We start from the raw sequence: 18,850 nt of genomic DNA, 5'->3' as shown, positions 1-18,850 counted from the left end.
ACAAAAAAAGAGCCGGGAAACTGGTACGTCCCGACTCACAGAATAAGATATGTCTGTCTAGACTATGGTCGATTCGAAGTCACGTAGGTACCTGCAACCAAATCGTGAATCGCTCGTTTATCCTTGCGAACACCTACCATGATCGCACTGGCGATGGCAGCAAGACCGAAAGTAATCCCGTAGATGAGCCACATGCCAACAAATACGCGCAGCAGCATCGTTCCGATACCGACAGGCTCTCCGTCTACTTTGACAATGCGTACGCCAACGATCTTTTTCCCGACGGTATATCCGTACCAGAAAATGGGAACGAGCAGGCTATACAAGGTCGAGATTGAGTTTGTAAACCAGTTTCCTTTTGATTCACCGGTCATGAAGTAAGCAATGAGTGCCAGAGGTACGCCAATAATGAGTCCATCTAACAAGGTAGCTCCCAGGCGACGCCAGAAACCCACGGCATTGCTTGGCAATGGTGCTCCTACTTCCATGTTTTCCATCGTTTCATCTCCTTCGCTCTTCGATAGGAATATATATATGTGTGCCTAATCGAAAGTAGTGCAAGACAAGACTCCGTCAATCTGATTGACGGAGTCTTGTCTTGCCGTAATCATTATATACTTGGAAATAATTATATTACAAGGTATGAAATAGGCGAAATAATTCGGTAATCCTTTCAGGAACCGCATCCAGGATAATGGGCTCATGGGAGACATGGGCCCCATCTCCTACAGGCGCTAAACCATCGAGAGTAGGAGTTCCTGCCTCAGCAGTGAAATTTCTAGCACTCGCTCCCGCCAACGCAGCGTTCAGTTAAATGAAATCCTTGCTGGTGAGCTTGTTCTTACGCGAACAAAAATAGTTCTTCGGTCCCGGTAGTTCTTACTACCATTGATGGCTTCGTAATTCCGCCTTCCATGATTAACTCCTCACCTGCCAATACCAAAGAGAGCTTGTAGGAAACAAAATGGTGGACATACTAGCATAGAAAGGATTAGAGCCATGAAAAAGCAGGGGGATGTTCGTAAATAAAATTCTGTATATTGGCTATTTTAAAATACTGTTAAAAAACTGTTGAAAATGTTTCACCATTGATTAAAATAGTCATTATCATGTATAAATATAAGTTGTCGAGCAAAATATCTCGGACAAGCATGACAGCTTTTCCAGTAATCTATTTTAAATGGGGGTACAACATGAAAAAACAGATGTCTTTCTTTTCTATGGCTCTTTCTTCACTTTTAGCGGTAGCAGTCATCGCCGGTTGCGGAACAGGCAACCAATCGGGGGCTGGTCAGGGGCAAGCGACGCCTTCCACAGGCGGGGCAAAGACGCTGACAATGGCAACTTCTGCGGATTTTAAACCGTACGAATACCACGATTTGACCAGCGGCAAAGATGAGATTGTAGGGTTTGACGTAGACATCGCCAAGTATATTGGAAAAGAGCTTGGATATGAAGTTCAAATCAACGACATGAACTTTGATGGATTGGTTCCTGCCTTGCAAACGAACCGTGCCGATTTTGTCATGGCCGGGATGACTCCGACACCGGATCGCCAGAAGAACGTTGACTTCTCGGTAATTTACCATGATGCGAGAAATACGATTGTCTCCAAAAAAGACAGCAACCTGACCAAGCCCGAGCAATTGGCTGGAAAGAAAGTAGCTGTTCAGCTCGGATCAACGCAAGAAACTACGGCAAAAGAACTGGCAAAAACCGTGCAAGGACTGCAAATTACTTCTCTCAATAAACTCGGGGAGATTGTAGAAGAGGTAAAGACTGGCCGTGTAGATGCAGCAATCATTGAAGATCACGTTGCCAAAGGCTTCGTGGAAAGCAATGAAGGCCTGCAGCTCACCGCGATTGAAACAGCAGAGGCGCAGGGAACAGCTATTGCCTTTCCAAAAGGTTCTGTACACGTAGAGGAATTTAACAAGGTCATTAAAAAGATGCAGGAAAACGGTGAAATGGACAAGCTGATCCAAAAATGGTTCGGTCAATAAACTTTCTTGCTTTCACCATTGGGATTTGACATCATTTGCAAGGAGTGGGAAAGGGCATGAATTTGGATCTTGCACAAATTGTGCCCTATATCCCTTTCATTTTAGAAGGGATAAAGGTCACGTTACTCGTAACATTGCTATCGGTTGTTTTGGGCTTCATCTGGGGTTCGATCCTCGCACTCATCAAAATTTCTAAGTTTGGTCCTCTCAACTGGCTGGCTGTCGCCTACACGTCTGTGTTCCGCGGCACGCCACTGATTTTACAATTAACCTTTGTCTATTTCGCAACACCTCAGATCACTGGCTACAATATTTCGCAGTTGGAAGCAGCGGTGCTGACGTTTACATTGAACTCAGCAGCGTATATTTCAGAGACGATTCGTGGGGGAATCCTTGCGGTCGACAAGGGACAGTGGGAAGCTGCCAAGGCACTCGGCATCCCTTATCGCCGCATGATGCTGGATATCATTTTGCCGCAGGGCGTGAAAAACATCTTGCCTGCTCTGGTGAATGAAACGATCGCTCTTTTGAAAGAATCGGCTCTTGTGTCCACGATCGGTTTGGCAGACATCCTGCAAAATGCAAATGTGGTCAAGGGCGCGACCTATCGTTACTTTGAGCCTTACATCATCGCGGGTATTTTGTATTATGTCATGGTGATGTTCCTGACCTGGGTAGCGCGTTTTGTGGAACGGAGGATGAGACGCAGTGATTAAGATCGACAACATCACCAAGTCATTTGGTCAACTGAATGTGCTCAAGGGGATTTCTACTGAGATTGGTAAGGGCGAAGTGGTGGCGATCATCGGACCATCGGGCTCCGGAAAATCGACGCTGCTGCGCTGTATGAACCTGTTGGAGGTTCCAACCACTGGCATGATTGCTATCAATGGAGAAGACATTACGGCTCCCAAAGCAGATGTGATGCGAATCCGCCAGCAGATCGGAATGGTATTCCAGCATTTTCATCTGTTCCCGCATATGACTGTCTTAAACAATCTGACGTATGCACCAATCAAGGTAAAGGGCTTACCCAGGAGCGAGGCTGAAAAAAAGGCCAGGGAGCTGCTCGCACGTGTAGGACTGTCAGACAAGGCAGATGTCTATCCGTCGCGATTGTCCGGCGGTCAGAAACAGCGTGTGGCCATCGCACGCTCGTTGGTCATGGAGCCACAAATTATGCTGTTTGATGAGCCGACCTCTGCCCTTGACCCGGAGATGGTCAAGGAAGTTCTGGAGGTAATGAAAGGCTTGGCACTTACAGGTATGACTATGGCTATTGTCACGCATGAGATGAGATTTGCCGAAGAGGTTTCGGACCGAATCCTGTTTCTCGATGATGGGCAGCTTCTGGAAGAGACGCCACCAAAAGAGTTTTTCCACAATCCGAGAAGTGAGCGAGCCAAACAGTTTCTGGAAAAGGTTCGGTAGGAAAGCGAGTCGCGGTATGGTTTTTACCGCGGCTTTTCTCTTTGACTTCAAGCCTACACTTGGGCTAGAATCAGCATGGAAAGCGGCTATTCTATTTCGACGATTCATTATGTTTATAAGGAGTGAAAGGTTTTGGATCGACAACGATTGCTAATCTTGCTGGAAATGGCGATGATGGCAGCTCTTGCGGTCGTTTTTAGCCAGATCAAGGTTTTTGAAATGCCGCAGGGGGGCTCTGTTTCCTTGGTAATGGTCCCGATTGCTCTGATCGCTGTACGTCGTGGACCGATAGCGGGTGTCGTGACAGGAATGCTCGTAGGCTTCCTGCAGTTGATGCTGGGCAGCACCATTGTAAATCCCGTTCAGGTGATTTTGGACTATCCGCTCGCTTTTGCAGCACTCGGACTGTCAGGACTCGTACGTCTGTCTGATTATGAAGGAAAGAAACAGCGTCTCATGGTTTTGTGGAGCAGCTTGTTTATCGGCGTGCTTGGTCGACTGGTTTGCCATTTTATATCTGGAATTGTCTGGTTTGGTCAGTATGCTCCCGAAGGTACACCGGTGGCTTTGTACTCCTTTGTTTACAATATTACGTACCTTCTGCCAGAAATGCTCATATCGGGAGTCGTTTTGACCGTGGTTTTGGGCAGTGCAACGAAGCTGCTGTTCCCGACACGCGATCGATTGGCATAATGGGACCTGCATATTCTTTAAACGTCTCACATATTTTATTCAGGCAGCGAATGAGTTGCCTGATTTTTTTCGTTCGTAAGATTCTCCACCCGAATCTATATTTTCGTGTGGCAGGATACATGTTTATCCGACAGCAGAATATGATGTAATATGCACGTTTGGGAGAACACCTGAAGGAGGTGCAGTATAAAATGGGATTGCGCTCCTATCGCCTGCGACAGGGGGGCGCCTTGCGACGTGTTCTCGGGGCTATGTTGGCTGTCGGGGGAATCACCATTTTTTTGTACATGGCACCTCCGTGGGTTTGGTATAGCTTGTTAGCACTGGCACTCACGGGAGCGGGCTGGTTTTTGTATCGTGGGAAGTAATTTCGGTGAGGAGGGGTAGCATGCGATTTTACACCATCAAGTTGCCGAAGTTCCTGGGTGGCATGATTCGCGGCATCATCGAGGCCTTCAATAAGAAAAAATGATGGCGCGGCCTCAGCCTCCTGAAGGAGTGAGTGGACAAAAGCAAGAAATGCAAAAAAGCACCTCGAGGGTGCTTTTTTTCGCGTAGAATAAAGACTACACGCGAGTTACGAGACCGGATTTCAGTGCTCGGGTACTTACATAAACGCGCTTCGGTTTTCCATTTACGAGAATGCGCACTTTTTGTACGTTGACACCCCAGGTGCGGCGAGTTGCGCGCATGGAGTGGGAGCGAGCGTTTCCAGCTTTTGCAGATTTACCAGTTACAAAGCAGCGACGTGCCATTACGATCCACCTCCCTTGTTGCATCTAAACGGGATTTCCTTGTGGGAAATACAAATACTCGACTATAGTAGCACACCATTGCTGTCAATTGCAATACTTGACATGTGGATTAGCCTTGTTTTCTTCAACGGTTGACAGCTTCGACAAAACGCTTCATTTCTCACATTGGTTAGTGTAGAATTGAGGGAAGCATGGTTATGCTTTCCAAAGCGGTCAAGCTGTTCATAGAAAACGCAGAAAACACCGAACCTATGATGATAGTGGAACCGTAGTTGCAGGAGCGGAACAAAGGAGGAGTCCTTGCATGACAGTGGAAATGAGTACATCTCTTGGGAAAATTGACGTAACAGAAGATGTGATCGCTCGGATTGCAGGAGGCGCGGCCATGGAAGTCTTTGGCCTGGTAGGTATGGCTTCCCGTAAAGCGTTGAAAGATGGAATCGCCGAGCTGCTCGGACGCGACAACTTGAGCAAAGGTGTCGTTGTTCACAATACGAACGGCGAAGTTGTTTTGGACATGCATATCATCGTCAGCTATGGCGTGAAAATTTCCGAGGTCGCAGGCAATGTTCAGCGTCGCGTAAGATACACATTGGAGCAAACAGTTGGCATAGATGTGACTGCCGTTAATATTTTCGTGCAGGGTGTACGTACAGACATGGATACGTAAGGAGGAACATTAGTTGGTACATACGCGTCTAGATGGCGAGCTGTTTAGCCGAATGGTTTACCTAGGGGCGAGCCTTTTGTCCGAAAACGTCAAGGTGGTAGACGGATTAAATGTGTTTCCTGTGCCGGATGGCGATACGGGAACAAACATGAATCTGACCTTCTCATCCGGTGTGGAGGAGCTGACTCGCAAGGAATCTCCCCGCATCACAGAGGCAACAGCTACTTTGGCAAAAGGTCTGCTAATGGGAGCGCGTGGTAACTCTGGTGTGATCTTATCCCAGTTGTTCCGTGGCTTCAGCAAATCAGTGAATGGAAAAGACGTGATCAATAGCCGTCAGTTTGCTGATGCATTAAAGGCCGGTGTAGATGCCGCTTATCAGGCAGTGATGAAACCGGTAGAAGGCACAATTTTGACTGTGGCTCGTGAGGCTGCTGAGATGGCTATTCGTGCCGCACGCACGTCTGATGACATCGCGACTGTAATGGAAAAAACATACGAGCAGGCGCAGGCGACGCTCTTGCGTACACCGGAAATGTTGCCCGTCTTAAAAGAAGTAGGCGTGGTCGATTCAGGCGGACAAGGCCTTCTCTTTATCTATGAGGGGTTTTTGCGTGCGCTGCGCGGCGAAGAGCTGGGAGAAGTGAAAAAGTACGCGAAGCCGGCAATGGGTCAGGAAGAGCTGGAGAAGCTGATTTCTGAACAGCACAATGCGCAAATCCATATGAAAACCGAAGACATTACTTTTGGTTATTGCACAGAATTTATGGTACACGTCGCACATAGCACAGAGCCAAACAAGAAGCCATTTTCCGAGGCTTTGTTCCGTAGTCACTTGGATACGATGGGTGATTCGTTGCTTGTCGTTTCCGACGATGAGATCGTCAAAGTACATATTCATGCAGAGCATCCGGGCAGCGTGCTTCAGTACGCCCAGCAATTCGGAAGCCTGCATCGACTCAAGATTGAAAACATGCGGGAGCAGCATGCGAACATCCTGAAAGCGGAAGAGAGCAAAGGTCATGCTCCGGCGCAGCAGCTAGCTCAGTCAAAAGGCGGCGAAGCTCTCCCATATGGATTGATTGCGGTAGCGGCTGGAGAAGGCATTGCCAAGATTTTGCGCAGTATGGGCGTGCATGTTGTAGTCGAAGGTGGCCAGACGATGAACCCTAGCACAGAGGACTTCATGAGAGCTATCGAAGACTTGCATGCTGAGAAAATCATTCTTCTGCCTAATAACAGTAACATCATTATGGCCGCTAAGCAGGCTGCTGATTTGACTGAGGTGCCTGTTGCGGTCATTCCAAGCAAGACTATTCCTCAGGGGCTCGCAGCGCTGATTGCTTTCCATGCGGATGCAGAGCTGGCCGTAAATACGCAGGCAATGGAAAAAGCAATCGCTCAAGTAAAGACAGGAATGGTGACCCACGCGGTTCGCGATACGCGGATGGGCGATGTGGAGATCACGGAAGGCGATTATATCGGCATCGCCGAAAAGGAAATTGTGACTGCTGGACCTGATTTGATGGAGTCTGCAGTGACCCTACTCAAGGAGATTGTCGACGATGAAGCAGAAATCGTCACGATCTTCCTCGGAGAAGGAGCGACAGCAGAACAGGCAGAAGTGCTGCAGACGGCAGTTACCGAGGCTTACCCGGATGTGGAAGTGGAGATCCAGGTAGGCGGTCAACCGCTCTATCCATTCATTTTTTCTGTCGAGTAAACGTGAGAGGAGCCTCGTGAATGCCAATTGTGATTCTTACCGACAGCGCATCTGATATTGATGCGTCTGTGAGGCAATCATTAGGAATTGTGGCCGTTCCACTGAAGGTCATGTTCGGATCTGAGACCTATTTGGATGGAGTGACCATCTCTTCATCAGCTTTTTTTGAAAAGCTGAAGCAGTCACATGTTTTGCCGACTACCTCGCAGCCGTCTCCGCTCGAATTTGCAGAAAGCTACAAAGCGATTCATGAGCAGTATGGGGAAGATGTGCAGATTATTGCCATCCTCTTGTCGGGATCACTCTCCGGCACGTATCAGTCTGCGATGATTGCCAAATCTATGCTGGAAGAAAACATGGACATTACTGTGATAGACTCCCGCAAAGCTTCGTACGTGCATGGGATGATCTGTGTCGAGGCGGCAAAAGCAGCTCAGGCAGGTAAAAACAAAGAACAGATTTTGGACATAATTGACCGCTATCTGGACGAGGTGCAGGTATACTTCATTGTGGATACCCTGGAGTTTCTGCAAAAAGGCGGACGGATTGGGCGGGCATCTGCTGTGATTGGCTCCTTGCTGAACATCAAACCAATTTTAATGCTCGACCCGGCTGGCTATGTCTCAGCCTTTGACAAAGTGCGAGGTACGAAAAAGGCACTGAACCGGGTTCTTGAAACCTTGCAGGAATATGCGCAAGGTCAGCCCGTTAAAGTGGCCGTTCTCCACAGCAGTGTTCCAGACCAGGCTGCAGAAATATTGGAGCGAGTGAAGCGGGAATTCCAGGTGACGGCTTCGCATCTGGAAGAGATCGGACCAGTCATCGGCACGCATACTGGGCCCGGCCTTATAGGAATTGTTATGGTGAAAGATTTTTAGGATAAGTGAATGTTGAAATGGCTTCCCTGGATAACGGGGAAGCTTTTTTGTAATTCCTGTAACGTTTTTCCAGGAAGGATGGTCGAGCTGTTTATCAATGATCAGCCCTTTGCGTCTGATTATTTGGGAATCAAGCAGGAAAACGGGAGTGTGCTTGTGCCTGTAGACAAGCTGACGGACGCTTTCCACGGGAAGGCGACGATAGACCTTTCCAAGCAAGAGATAAAAGTAACGTTGCCTGCCATTGGTGAAACCCCCTTCTGGATAAAAGGAGTTTTTTCACGTGCAGGAAAGATTTACGTCCTTCTTTTGCCCCAAACAGCGTTTTTTTGGCCAAAAATAGGGAGAAAAGCAGCTTGGATGCTTTCCTATATAGCGTATTCACAGCACGTAGGATACAATGAGAGTGAATCTTGTTGAACCCCTTGTGATTCAGGAGGAGAACCGGTTGAAATACAAAAGTGTGTTTGATATTATCGGCCCGATCATGGTTGGTCCATCCAGCTCGCATACGGCAGGTGCCGCTCGAATTGGTCGGGTAGCACGAAAGCTGTTCGGCAAGCAACCGACACGGGCAGAGATTACGTTTTACGGCTCGTTCGCCAAAACGTACCAAGGCCATGGCTCCGATGTTGCGACTGTTGCTGGGATTCTTGACTTTGATACGTTTGACTTGCGATTGAAGAACTCGCTCTTGCTTGCCCAAAAGGCAGGACTGGAAGTAGTATTGACTACTTCGGACGTCCTAACGGAGCATCCTAATACTGCGCGGATTAAGCTGTCAGACGATCAGCATCAAATAGAGATCGTCGGCGTTTCGATTGGTGGAGGGAAAATAGAAGTATTGGAAGTAAACGGTTTCGCCTTGCAGCTGGGCTTCGATACGCCTACCTTGCTTGTCCTGCACGAGGATCGCTTCGGGATGATTGCTGCAGTGGCAAAAGTATTGACCCATCATCGAATCAACGTAGGACTCATGGAAGTGTCGCGACACGACCGTGGTTCACGTGCGCTGATGGCGATTGAGACAGACCGGGCGCTCTCCCCCGAGGTACTGGAGGAAATCCGCCAGATCCCTCATATTTTTGAAGTATCCCTGCTGTCGTTGAGTTAGGCAAGGCGCCTGATCAACAAGTGAAAAGAGGAGTGAATCCAACTAGATGTTTCGCAATGTGGCTGAACTGGTTGAATTGGCACAATCACAGGGCAAGAAAATCTCCCAGGTGATGATTGAGGCGGAGATGGAGGTTTCCCAGCGTTCTCGGGATGCCATCATGCAAGATATGTACGCCAATCTGGATGTAATGGAAAAAGCAGTGCGTCGCGGTCTGACAGAAGACATTCGTTCCCATAGCGGACTTACCGGCGGCGATGCCAAAAAACTGCAGGAATATATGAAGACAAAGCCTTTTTTGTCGGGGCCGACTCTCCTGAATGCTGTCTCGATGTCTGTCGCGGTCAATGAAGTCAATGCAGCGATGGGTACCATTGTGGCAACTCCTACGGCAGGCGCCTGTGGCATTGTGCCGGGAACACTGTTTGCGGTGTCTGACAAGCTGCAGCCAAGCCGCGAAGACATGGTGAACTACTTGTTTACGGCTGGTGCGATCGGCTATTGCATCGCCAATAATGCATTCATTTCAGGTGCGGCAGGCGGTTGTCAGGCAGAGGTTGGTTCTGCGACCGCGATGGCTGCTGCAGCGATCGTGGAAATAGCAGGCGGCACGCCAGAGGAGTCTGCTCAGGCAGTGGCGATTGCGATGAAAAACATGCTAGGTCTGGTCTGTGACCCCGTAGCCGGACTGGTTGAGGTACCTTGTGTCAAACGAAATGCGATGGGAGCCGCCATTGCTACGGTAGCAGCGGATATGGCCATGGCAGGAATCAAGAGCGTAATTCCGACAGACGAAGTCATCGAAGCGATGTATCGGATCGGTTGCGCGATGCCGAATACGCTCAAAGAAACAGCACAGGGTGGATTGGCAGCAACCCAAACAGGCCGTATGATCGAAGCCAAAGTTTTTGGCGTGCGGATGGAGAAGTAATAATGGCTGGTGCATATCAAGCGCCCGTTTCCCATTTGCACGGGGTAGGGGAAGAGCGGGCGAAGGCTTTTGCAGGATTGGGAATTCACACCATCGGCGATTTGCTGGAGTATTTCCCGTCTCGCTATGAAGATTACCGCGTGCGTGATTTGACAGAAGTAAAAGATGGAGAGAGGGTCACGCTGGCGGGAACGGTGTACGGCGAACCCTCTGTTCGTTTTTATGGAAAGGGAAAATCGCGCATTTCCGTCAAGATCGTCATGGACCGGGTAGTCGTAACCGCTGTATGGTTTAATCAGACATTTATTAAAAGCAGATTGTCGCCGGGCAAGGAAATTCTCATTACGGGAAAATGGGACAAGCACAAGCTGCAGATCACAGTTAGTGAAATGACGGAGGCAGATTCGGATCGTGCGACGAAGCGGGGGGAGCTGGCGCCCATCTATCCATTAGGGGGAGATGTGACGCATACTTTGCTCCGCAAGTCGATCCAACAAGCTTTGCGGCAATATGGAAAAGAAGTACCTGAAATCTTACCGCCGGAGATTGTGGAACGATACCGTCTCATGCCGCGTATGGATGCTTTTCATTCGATTCATTTTCCGGAAAATGCGGAAGATGGTCGGCAGGCGCGGCGGCGGATCATGTTTGAGGAGCTATTTTTATTTCAGTTGAAAATGCAAACACTTCGCCGTATTCACAGGCAGCAGACGGAAGGGATGGCTTTAGCGATTCCGATGGACGAGGTACGTCAATTTGTGACCTCCCTGCCGTTTCCGCTGACGGATGCACAGAAACGAGTCGTCAAGGAAATCCTGGATGATATGCGCTCTCCTCATGCGATGAACCGATTGCTGCAAGGGGATGTAGGTTCGGGAAAGACCGTGGTGGCAGCGATCGCACTGATTGCCGCTGTGAAGGCTGGTTTTCAGGGAGCGCTCATGGTACCGACCGAAATTTTGGCGGAGCAGCATGTGCAGTCCCTGACCGCTATTCTATCTGACTACGGGATTGAAGTAGCTTTGTTGTCGGGCTCGCTGACAGCTAAACGCAGGCGTGAAGTGATCGGCTCTCTGCAAATGGGGCTAATTGACGTGGTGGTAGGGACACATGCGCTGATTCAAGAAGACGTGTTTTTCTCACGCCTTGGCCTCGTCATCACAGATGAGCAGCATCGCTTCGGTGTAGAGCAGCGGCGGGTATTACGCAGCAAAGGCTTGTCACCTGATGTTTTGTTCATGACGGCGACACCGATTCCCCGTACACTGGCGATCACCGCATTTGGCGATATGGATGTATCTACGATTGACCAGATGCCGGCGGGTCGCAAACCGATTGAGACGACGTGGAAAAAGCATGATCAATTTCCCGCCGTTCTCGAGCAAATGAAGGGCGAGCTGCGCAAAGGACGGCAGGCCTATGTCATTTGTCCATTGATTGAGGAATCGGAAAAGCTGGACGTGCAAAATGCGATAGATGTTCATGCGCAGCTCTCCCATGTATTTACTGAGTTTGGCGTGGGGCTGATGCATGGACGATTGCCTGCAAAAGAAAAGGATGCGGTGATGCAAGCGTTTCTCTCAGGCGAATACGCAGTTCTGGTCTCCACAACAGTAGTAGAGGTAGGGGTAAACGTACCGAATGCGACGTATATGGTGATCTATGATGCAGAGCGGTTCGGTCTCGCTCAACTGCACCAACTGCGTGGTCGTGTGGGACGTGGCTCGGAGCAGTCTTATTGCGTTCTGATAGCCGATCCCAAATCAGAGATTGGGAAAGAGCGGATGCGCGTCATGTGTGAGACGACAGACGGCTTCGAACTGTCCCAGCGCGATTTGGAGCTGCGTGGACCGGGTGATTTCTTCGGAACCAAACAAAGCGGTCTGCCTGAGTTCAAGGTGGCGGATCTCTTGAGCGATTACAAAGCTCTGGAGGTAGCCAGACAGGAGACAGCCCGTCTGGTTGCGGACAACTCGTTTTGGCGAGATGCCGAGTACCACTGGCTTCGCGATTACTTAAAGCGCGAGGGTGTACTCGACGGGATTGTGTTTGACTAGTGTACGAATCAATCAGCAAAAACCTTCCTAATGAAGTCTAAGGAAGGTTTTTTTGTACTCTCGGCTAAATCTCGGTCGCTCATCTAACGGAATCCTTACTAGGAATGAGCATCTTGTTCTGCTTGTCTCTTTTCGCTATGTCAGGGTGTGGCTCAGTCTCTACGTTCTCATCCGAGAAGCCAATCGCATCGATGCAAGAGGATGTACGGATTCAATTGAATGAAGAGCCCAGGCTGCACTCCCCTTTGCGCACTGTCGTCGGAATTGACCCTCAGTCGTACACATTCTTTTTCCGCGAGGCCATGGATCAGGTAAGTGTAGAAGTGGCAATCCGAAATCATGCCAAAGTGGCTACCTCTAAAGAGGACCTAGGTTTCATCGAACCAGGCTTTACCTTTCATTGGGCTTCTGATCGTCAGCTGCAATTGCTGGTTACTGTTCCACAAAAGTCCTCCGAAGAGATTGTGTGGCAAGAAGTCGTGCTGCCACCACAACAAATTTGGCAAATTTCGGTGGATGGCAAAACATGTGAAAAATGGACTGATTTTTCGGTCATGACGAATATGGAATTCCTGGACTCCAAGCAGCGGTACGTATTGCTGTCACGATTTACGAATTATTGTGAGTGCGATGCCCTTTACGAGAAGCTATATTCAGTCTATGACATGGCCGGGGGTCATCAAAGGATTGGTTCCTACAAGCGAATGGAATGGGGCGGTTGTCCCCGTCAGCTTTGATGATGATGGCCGGTTTGTCACGTTTGCCATGAGAAAAGAGGAAAAGAGCTTTGAGGAGGTTCGTCAGCGCTTCGAATGGAAATCGGGCAAGATGACGAGCTGGAATCCACCTGTGCCCGCTGATTTCTGGTCCGGCTTTGTTCAATCTGATGATGGCATGTATCAATATTACTGGAATGCTGGTCTGTTCCAAGGCTCTACGAAGCTTCTCCAGCAAATCGGAGCGGGAGCATGGATTCCGGGAACGCATCGCTTTATTTTCGCTGAGGCTGCAAAGGAAGGGGAGGGCATGGAGCTTTTTCAGTTTGACGCTGATCGGAAACAAAGAACGGTTCTGGTTACCGGGCTGTCTTACGGATTTTCTCTCCTAGGTCCAAGCAGTGATGGGAAGTGACTCTATGTAGCAACAGATCAGCCGCTTGCTCCTTAGCTACGGGGAAGAATCTGAATCTGCCTGTCTTGAATAGGATCAACCTCCTTTTGTTGGATATGCTTGAAAACCCTACAGAACTGTGCACGAAATGTCGGATGGGAATCAACTACTTCTGCTAGTCTATTGTTGAAAGGAGGGTGTATCTATGAATTCACTGGAACAGATGAATGCGGCTTTGAACTATGTCGAAGAAAACCTTACGAATGAGATTGATTTTAAAGAAGTAGCCAGGGTCGCTTGCTGCTCCGAGTATCATTTTAAGCGGATGTTTTCCTTTCTCGCAGGCATTACCCTCTCGGAATATATCCGGCGCAGAAGGATTACGCTTGCTGCATTTGATCTAAAAGACAGCAATACGAGGGTTATCGACGTGGCGATCAAATACGGGTATCACTCGCCAGATTCTTTCGCAAGGGCCTTTCAACAGTTGCATGGAGTCACTCCAACAGAAGCCAGGAGCCATGGACATTCGCTGAAAGCCTATCCACGAATGACCTTTCAGCTAACCATTAAAGGAGGGAACGAAATGAACTATCGCATTGAAAAGAAAGCAGCTTTTCGCATTGTTGGCATCATGAAAAGGGTGCCTTTGGTATACCACGGAGTGAATCCTGCGGTGGCTGCTATGTGGGCAAGTCTAGATCATGAGACGATCAAAAAGTGGAAGAGTCTTTCGAATGTCGAGCCCTCGGGACTGATTAGCGCCTCCACGAACTTTTCAGAAGGCAGACTGGACAATGGAGAGCTGGATCATTACATTGGCGTTGCAACGACTAAAGACTGTCCGGACATCACGGCAAAGCTTGAAGTTCCTGCCTCAACTTGGGCTGTGTTCGAAGTTGTCGGGCCGTTTCCGCAGACGCTGCAGGATATCTGGGGGCGCATCTATTCTGAGTGGTTTCCGCCCTCCAGCTACGAACTAGCCGAGGGGCCGGAAATCTTGTGGAACGAGAACAAAGAGATAACGTCGCCTACTTTTAAAAGTGAAATTTGGATACCCGTGTTGAAAAAAGAAAGCCCACGTGTATAAAGAGAAGAAATAATTACCAGAGAATTTTTCAGGGATGCAGGTATAAATACGAACGTTTGTTTGCTATAATAAGAACAGAACCAAAACAGGAACACAAGTTCTTATTCAGGGGATGATTATATGCCCAATGCGAACAAACGAATTATTTTTCTGATTGACATGCAAAGCTTCTACGCAAGTGTGGAGAAAGTGGCCAATCCCGAGCTGCGGAATCAGCCGATTGTTGTAGCAGGTGATCCAGAGAGACGCAGCGGGGTGATTCTGGCAGCCTGTCCGATCGCCAAAACATACGGAGTCGTCACAGCAGAAGCTTTGTGGCAGGCTCAGCAAAAGTGCCGCCAGCTCGTGGTTGTGCGCCCGCGAATGGAAATGTATATACGCATCTCAACGCAGATCACCCAAATTTTCGAAGCGTTTACCGACAAGGTGGAGCCGTATTCGATTGACGAACAGTTTCTCGATGTGACCGGCAGTGTTCATCTGTTTGGGGACCCGATACAAATGGCTAAGCAAATTCGCTGCCGTGTCTGGTTGGAGACGGGGATCAACTGTCGAGTGGGAATTGCAGAGAACAAAGTATTGGCAAAAATGGCCTGTGACAACTTCGCCAAGAAGCGGGAAGAGGGGATCTTTTGGCTCAAGCGGGAGGAATTATCCGACACACTCTGGAAGCTGCCGATTGAAAAAATGTTTGGGGTCGGCTCGCGGATGAAGCGCCATTTTCATCGAATGGGGATCTATCGGATCGGGCAACTGGCGGATTTGAGACCGGCCGTACTGATTCGTCATTGGGGAGTAAACGGCGAGGTGTTGTGGCGTACGGCCCATGGACTGGATGATTCGCCCGTTTCCTTGAATGTTTATGATACACAAAAAGGTATCGGTCATCACATGACGTTGCCGCGGGATTATCATACAGCCGCCGAAATCAAGGTAGTGCTGCTGGAGCTGTGCGAAGAAGTGTGTCGCCGGGCGCGGAGCAAGGAGCGAATGGGATCTGTGCTTTCAGTCGGCTGTCGCGGTGCTGACTTGGCTGCCGGGACTGGTTTTGGTCGACAGATGAAGCTGGCAGAGCAGACCAATGATGTCATGACGTTGTACGAAGCTGCTTGTCGCCTGTTCGACCGCCATTGGCAGGAGACTCCCGTCCGCAGTATCGGCGTCAGCCTGGAGCAGTTGGTTCCTGACAACGTCGTACAGCTTAATCTGTTCACGGACAATCACAAAAGTCGCTTACTGGCTCATGCGATGGACGATATTCGTGCACGCTATGGACCGGATGCTATTTTGCGTGCCGCCTCCTTGCTCAGCGCTGGTCAGGCAAAAGAGAGGGCCCGCAAGATCGGAGGGCATTACAAGTGATGGAGTCGATTTCGCCGGCAGAAGAGGGAGAGCAGGAGCTGGTGCGTTTGTATATTTTGTTTGGGCTTTTGTTTCGCGTCGCCATGGTAGACCTGAGCCAGGCTCGTATCGTACCGCTGAAGCTTTCTTATCACGAAGTATTTGATTGGCTTTTCCAGGATCTTTCCCGCTGGGCAGAGCGGCAGCACCACCAGTTGCGTCGCGGGTTGCGGCAACGCGGATGCACCGTAGTCAGCTCACAGCGCCAAGGACATATGTATGTAGTTCATTATCGGCAGCGCGGCTATCTCAGAGAAGCCATCTATTCGATCGAGGTTTTGCGTGCGGAGTGCCAGCAGCTCGTTGGACTATGGATGAAACATTATCAGCAAGGAGAGAAGACCAGTCTATGAGGGAAACCCGCCAAAAATGAAATGAGCATAAATGAGTAGGTAAGATCCGTATAACATGTACGGATCTTTTTATTTGGAAAACAAAATCTTATCAAGTTTAGAGCCCCATTCGTTCCTGCTTTTTTTACTATTCTGTCACTTTTCTTGCACCTTTGTTTTTTTATATGAATCAATCTATGTAGTATTTAAAAATAGTGTCTTTAGTTATAAACGATATCTTAGAAGAAGGCCATTTATTGTCGAAATTTTGACACACTATTAAGACAACTCCATAATTTAATTATAGGCCTATAAAAACGATTACCAAATGATGCTCTATCAAAGGGGAATTATAGTGGAAAACAACATGAAAGAAAAAATGCTCCATGGAGAATCAGTTCTAGGAACTTTTTTTGCACTTGGTGGTAGTACAGCTGTAGAGTGTTTGGGTATTTCCGGATTAGATTTTTTAGTGATTGATACGGAGCATGGTCCTTTTGATGTAGAAAGTTCTATGGATTTTATTCGTGTTGCAGAGCTAAGAGGAATCACACCATTGGTAAGAGTAAAAGATGGTTCGCGGTCTTCCATTCTTAAAATGTTAGATGTAGGTGCAAAGGGCCTCGTTGTGCCTTGCATTGAAACGATTGATCAAGTAAAACAATTAGTGGAATACGGAAAATATTACCCTACAGGTAAACGCGGTTTTACTTATGCCAGGGCAGCCGGTTATGGGTTTGAAAGTTTCACAAAGAACATGGATGAATACTTCAAGACTTGCAATGAAAAAACAATGATTCTTCCTCAGTGTGAAACGCAAGGATGCTTGAATCATATTGAAGAAATTGTCAACATCGATGGAGTTGATGGAATTTTTATCGGGCCGTATGATCTTTCTATTGGAATGGGAATACCCGCTCAATTTACACACCCAGATTTTGTAATGGCCATTGATCGAATTCTCAAAGCATGTAAAGATGCAGGAAAATTTTCTTTTATTTATTCAGCAGATTCCAGCACTGCGAAAAAATATGTAGCCGATGGATTTGATGGCGTTGCTATAAGCGTGGATGCTGCCGTATATATCAGTGGATTTAAGTCGATTATCAAAGAAGTAAGAGGCATATAATGTTGGATTTAAAACAAGAATAGGAGAAATCTACTATGCTGGAACAAAAAAAGTATTCTGTTGATTTTAGAGTGAGCAGATGGCTATCATTGCTACCGCTGTTTATTTTTATGGTAGCTTGTATTCTTTTCTTTGTTGTATTTCGTATTTATGAAATGGACGTTCTTGCTATGGGCGGGTTTATGGCGCTAATCATCGGTAGCTTGTTTGCGAAAAACATTGGAAAGTATTGGGAAAGTGTTATCAAAGGAATGTCTTCCGATATGGCCAATACATTAATTCTAATTTTGATTGTAGTCTCATTTTTTGGAAAGATGATGGCGCTCGCAGGTGTGGCGGAAGGTTTCGTCTGGGTGGGTATGCAACTGCACCTAACAGGCGCCCTTTTTACCGTGTTTACATTTATAATTGCCAGTTTGTTAGCCACCATAACCGGAACTTCAATTGGAACACTAGCTACTGCTTTTCCACTCCTATACCCTGCTGGTATTTTATTAGGTGCAGATCCGCTTTTTTTAGCAGGAGCTATTTTAAGCGGTGCTATTTTCGGCGATAGCATAGGCCCAATTTCAGACGTTACGATTGCCTCTTGTGCTACCCAAAAATATACCCGAAAAGAAGGCTTTGCAGATATTGGAGGAATGGTTCTATCACGATTACGGTATGCATTGGTAGCGGGACTGATCTCCATTGTACTTTTCTTGATTTTTGGAGGTTCAGGTCAAGAAACTGATCTTGCTGGACAAGAGTTAATCAAACAATATTCTGACCCAAGAGGGTTAATCATGTTAATACCAGTGGTCATCTTGTTGTTCGTAGCAGTGAAAAGTCAAAACATATATATAGCAGTTACGATGGGGACTTTATCCGGAATTGCTGTTGCATTGCCTCTTGGTATTCTTGAGGTGGCCGATATCTTTACTGTGCAAGACGGCAAATTAGATGGGTTTCTTATCAATGGTATTCGCAGCGTCCTAGGCACCATCGCGTTCCTAATACCATTGTTTGGGATTATGGGTGTTCTCGAAGAAAGCGGTACTATGAATGAAATCATAAATCGCTTGGCAAACAGTAAACTAGCGTCTACCGCAAGAGGGACAGAGATCATTATTATGATGGGTACAACCCTTTCAGGTATTTGTCTTGGTGGTGCCAACGGACCTGCTTGTCTTATGTTTGGACCCCTAACAGACAAGTTAGGAAAACAGAAGCATCTGCATCCTTATCGCAGAGGAAATCTATTGTCCGGATTTGCATCTACAATTCCAGTTCTAATACCATTTAGCAGTCTATTTATCATTATTACCAATGCAAATATGAATAGTTTAGTTGAAGAATTCTCATTTATTCAGCCCATTAATCCAATGTTAATACCAGTAGGTACGTTTCATCCTATCGCCCTTTTCTTAGTCTTCCTGTTTGCTGTTATTACGGGGTGGGGAAGACTTTTCGAAGGGGAAAATGGAGTAGCCTTAAAACATCCCGAAGTTGATTGTCAAAAAAAACACACAGCTTGATTCAGAAAAAGAGAGG

At 47.8% G+C, this 18,850-nt stretch carries 22 protein-coding genes; 20 read left to right on the top strand and 2 right to left on the bottom strand.

The annotated features are described in order from the left end of the window. Nucleotides 1–62: 62 nt before the first annotated feature. Nucleotides 63–488 carry an RDD family protein gene (locus ACIFQN_RS19710; protein ID WP_429834921.1) on the bottom strand — a complete coding sequence of 142 codons (426 nt, stop codon included), beginning with the start codon at nt 486–488 and terminating at the stop codon, nt 63–65. Between the two features lie 705 nt (nt 489–1,193). Here ACIFQN_RS19710 and ACIFQN_RS19705 point away from each other — a divergent pair. From ACIFQN_RS19705 to spoVM, 6 genes are all read left to right on the top strand, one after another. Then, nucleotides 1,194–2,003 (top strand): transporter substrate-binding domain-containing protein, encoded by an 810-nt coding sequence (locus tag ACIFQN_RS19705; protein ID WP_429834717.1) that lies wholly within the window; start codon nt 1,194–1,196, stop codon nt 2,001–2,003. Nucleotides 2,004–2,059: 56 nt separating this feature from the next. Further along, nucleotides 2,060–2,719, top strand: coding sequence for an amino acid ABC transporter permease (locus tag ACIFQN_RS19700; protein ID WP_429834716.1), 660 nt, complete (start codon nt 2,060–2,062; stop codon nt 2,717–2,719). Next, nucleotides 2,712–3,434 carry an amino acid ABC transporter ATP-binding protein gene (locus ACIFQN_RS19695; RefSeq protein ID WP_429834715.1) on the top strand — a complete coding sequence of 241 codons (723 nt, stop codon included), beginning with the start codon at nt 2,712–2,714 and terminating at the stop codon, nt 3,432–3,434. Before ACIFQN_RS19700 ends, ACIFQN_RS19695 begins: the two co-directional genes overlap by 8 nt. 132 nt (nt 3,435–3,566) lie before the next feature. After that, the gene (gene thiT, locus ACIFQN_RS19690) at nt 3,567–4,127 is read left to right on the top strand and encodes an energy-coupled thiamine transporter ThiT (RefSeq protein ID WP_429834714.1); all 561 of its coding nucleotides are present in this window, start codon (nt 3,567–3,569) and stop codon (nt 4,125–4,127) included. 191 nt (nt 4,128–4,318) lie between these two features. Continuing rightward, the gene (locus tag ACIFQN_RS19685) at nt 4,319–4,495 is read left to right on the top strand and encodes a hypothetical protein (RefSeq protein ID WP_429834713.1); all 177 of its coding nucleotides are present in this window, start codon (nt 4,319–4,321) and stop codon (nt 4,493–4,495) included. A 20-nt stretch (nt 4,496–4,515) separates the two neighbouring features. Next, nucleotides 4,516–4,599: a stage V sporulation protein SpoVM gene (spoVM, locus tag ACIFQN_RS19680; RefSeq protein ID WP_005831022.1), complete on the top strand. Its 84-nt coding sequence runs from the start codon at nt 4,516–4,518 to the stop codon at nt 4,597–4,599. A 94-nt stretch (nt 4,600–4,693) separates the two neighbouring features. Here the strand turns inward: spoVM and rpmB are convergent, their stop codons facing one another. Beyond that, entirely contained in the window at nt 4,694–4,882 is a 189-nt protein-coding gene (gene rpmB, locus ACIFQN_RS19675; protein ID WP_005831020.1) for a 50S ribosomal protein L28, read from the bottom strand. A gap of 304 nt (nt 4,883–5,186) precedes the next feature. On the opposite strand from rpmB, the gene ACIFQN_RS19670 reads away from it, so the two are divergent. The 14 genes from ACIFQN_RS19670 (at nt 5,187) to ACIFQN_RS19605 (ending at nt 18,834) form a co-directional block, all read left to right on the top strand. Beyond that, nucleotides 5,187–5,552 (top strand): Asp23/Gls24 family envelope stress response protein, encoded by a 366-nt coding sequence (locus ACIFQN_RS19670; RefSeq protein ID WP_429834712.1) that lies wholly within the window; start codon nt 5,187–5,189, stop codon nt 5,550–5,552. Nucleotides 5,553–5,565: 13 nt separating this feature from the next. Continuing rightward, nucleotides 5,566–7,275 (top strand): DAK2 domain-containing protein, encoded by a 1,710-nt coding sequence (locus tag ACIFQN_RS19665; RefSeq protein ID WP_429834711.1) that lies wholly within the window; start codon nt 5,566–5,568, stop codon nt 7,273–7,275. 20 nt (nt 7,276–7,295) lie between these two features. Beyond that, complete coding sequence (locus ACIFQN_RS19660; protein WP_429834710.1) at nt 7,296–8,153, top strand: DegV family protein; 858 nt, start codon at nt 7,296–7,298, stop codon at nt 8,151–8,153. Between the two features lie 78 nt (nt 8,154–8,231). Further along, a complete protein-coding gene (locus ACIFQN_RS19655; RefSeq protein WP_429834709.1) occupies nt 8,232–8,573 on the top strand; it encodes a hypothetical protein in 342 nt (113 codons plus the stop codon). A gap of 28 nt (nt 8,574–8,601) precedes the next feature. After that, nucleotides 8,602–9,267 carry an L-serine ammonia-lyase, iron-sulfur-dependent subunit beta gene (gene sdaAB, locus ACIFQN_RS19650; RefSeq protein WP_429834708.1) on the top strand — a complete coding sequence of 222 codons (666 nt, stop codon included), beginning with the start codon at nt 8,602–8,604 and terminating at the stop codon, nt 9,265–9,267. 46 nt (nt 9,268–9,313) lie between these two features. Beyond that, nucleotides 9,314–10,198, top strand: coding sequence for an L-serine ammonia-lyase, iron-sulfur-dependent, subunit alpha (gene sdaAA, locus ACIFQN_RS19645; protein ID WP_429834707.1), 885 nt, complete (start codon nt 9,314–9,316; stop codon nt 10,196–10,198). A 2-nt stretch (nt 10,199–10,200) separates the two neighbouring features. Then, nucleotides 10,201–12,255, top strand: a complete 2,055-nt coding sequence (gene recG / locus ACIFQN_RS19640) for an ATP-dependent DNA helicase RecG (protein ID WP_429834706.1) — start codon at nt 10,201–10,203, stop codon at nt 12,253–12,255. A 191-nt stretch (nt 12,256–12,446) separates the two neighbouring features. Then, nucleotides 12,447–12,992 (top strand): hypothetical protein, encoded by a 546-nt coding sequence (locus ACIFQN_RS19635; protein ID WP_429834705.1) that lies wholly within the window; start codon nt 12,447–12,449, stop codon nt 12,990–12,992. Further along, nucleotides 12,943–13,386, top strand: a complete 444-nt coding sequence (locus ACIFQN_RS19630) for a hypothetical protein (RefSeq protein WP_429834704.1) — start codon at nt 12,943–12,945, stop codon at nt 13,384–13,386. Before ACIFQN_RS19635 ends, ACIFQN_RS19630 begins: the two co-directional genes overlap by 50 nt. A 184-nt stretch (nt 13,387–13,570) precedes the next feature. Next, nucleotides 13,571–14,455: an AraC family transcriptional regulator gene (locus tag ACIFQN_RS19625; RefSeq protein WP_429834703.1), complete on the top strand. Its 885-nt coding sequence runs from the start codon at nt 13,571–13,573 to the stop codon at nt 14,453–14,455. Nucleotides 14,456–14,575: 120 nt separating this feature from the next. After that, nucleotides 14,576–15,817 (top strand): DNA polymerase IV, encoded by a 1,242-nt coding sequence (gene dinB / locus ACIFQN_RS19620; RefSeq protein WP_429834702.1) that lies wholly within the window; start codon nt 14,576–14,578, stop codon nt 15,815–15,817. Then, nucleotides 15,817–16,209, top strand: a complete 393-nt coding sequence (locus ACIFQN_RS19615) for a hypothetical protein (protein WP_429834920.1) — start codon at nt 15,817–15,819, stop codon at nt 16,207–16,209. Before dinB ends, ACIFQN_RS19615 begins: the two co-directional genes overlap by 1 nt. A gap of 334 nt (nt 16,210–16,543) precedes the next feature. After that, nucleotides 16,544–17,317 carry an HpcH/HpaI aldolase family protein gene (locus ACIFQN_RS19610; protein WP_429834701.1) on the top strand — a complete coding sequence of 258 codons (774 nt, stop codon included), beginning with the start codon at nt 16,544–16,546 and terminating at the stop codon, nt 17,315–17,317. Between the two features lie 35 nt (nt 17,318–17,352). Beyond that, entirely contained in the window at nt 17,353–18,834 is a 1,482-nt protein-coding gene (locus ACIFQN_RS19605; RefSeq protein WP_429834700.1) for a Na+/H+ antiporter NhaC family protein, read from the top strand. Nucleotides 18,835–18,850 lie beyond the last annotated feature (16 nt).

Source organism: Brevibacillus sp. NRS-1366 (genome assembly GCF_050467985.1).
This window is presented reverse-complemented; position numbering and strand designations above follow the sequence as displayed.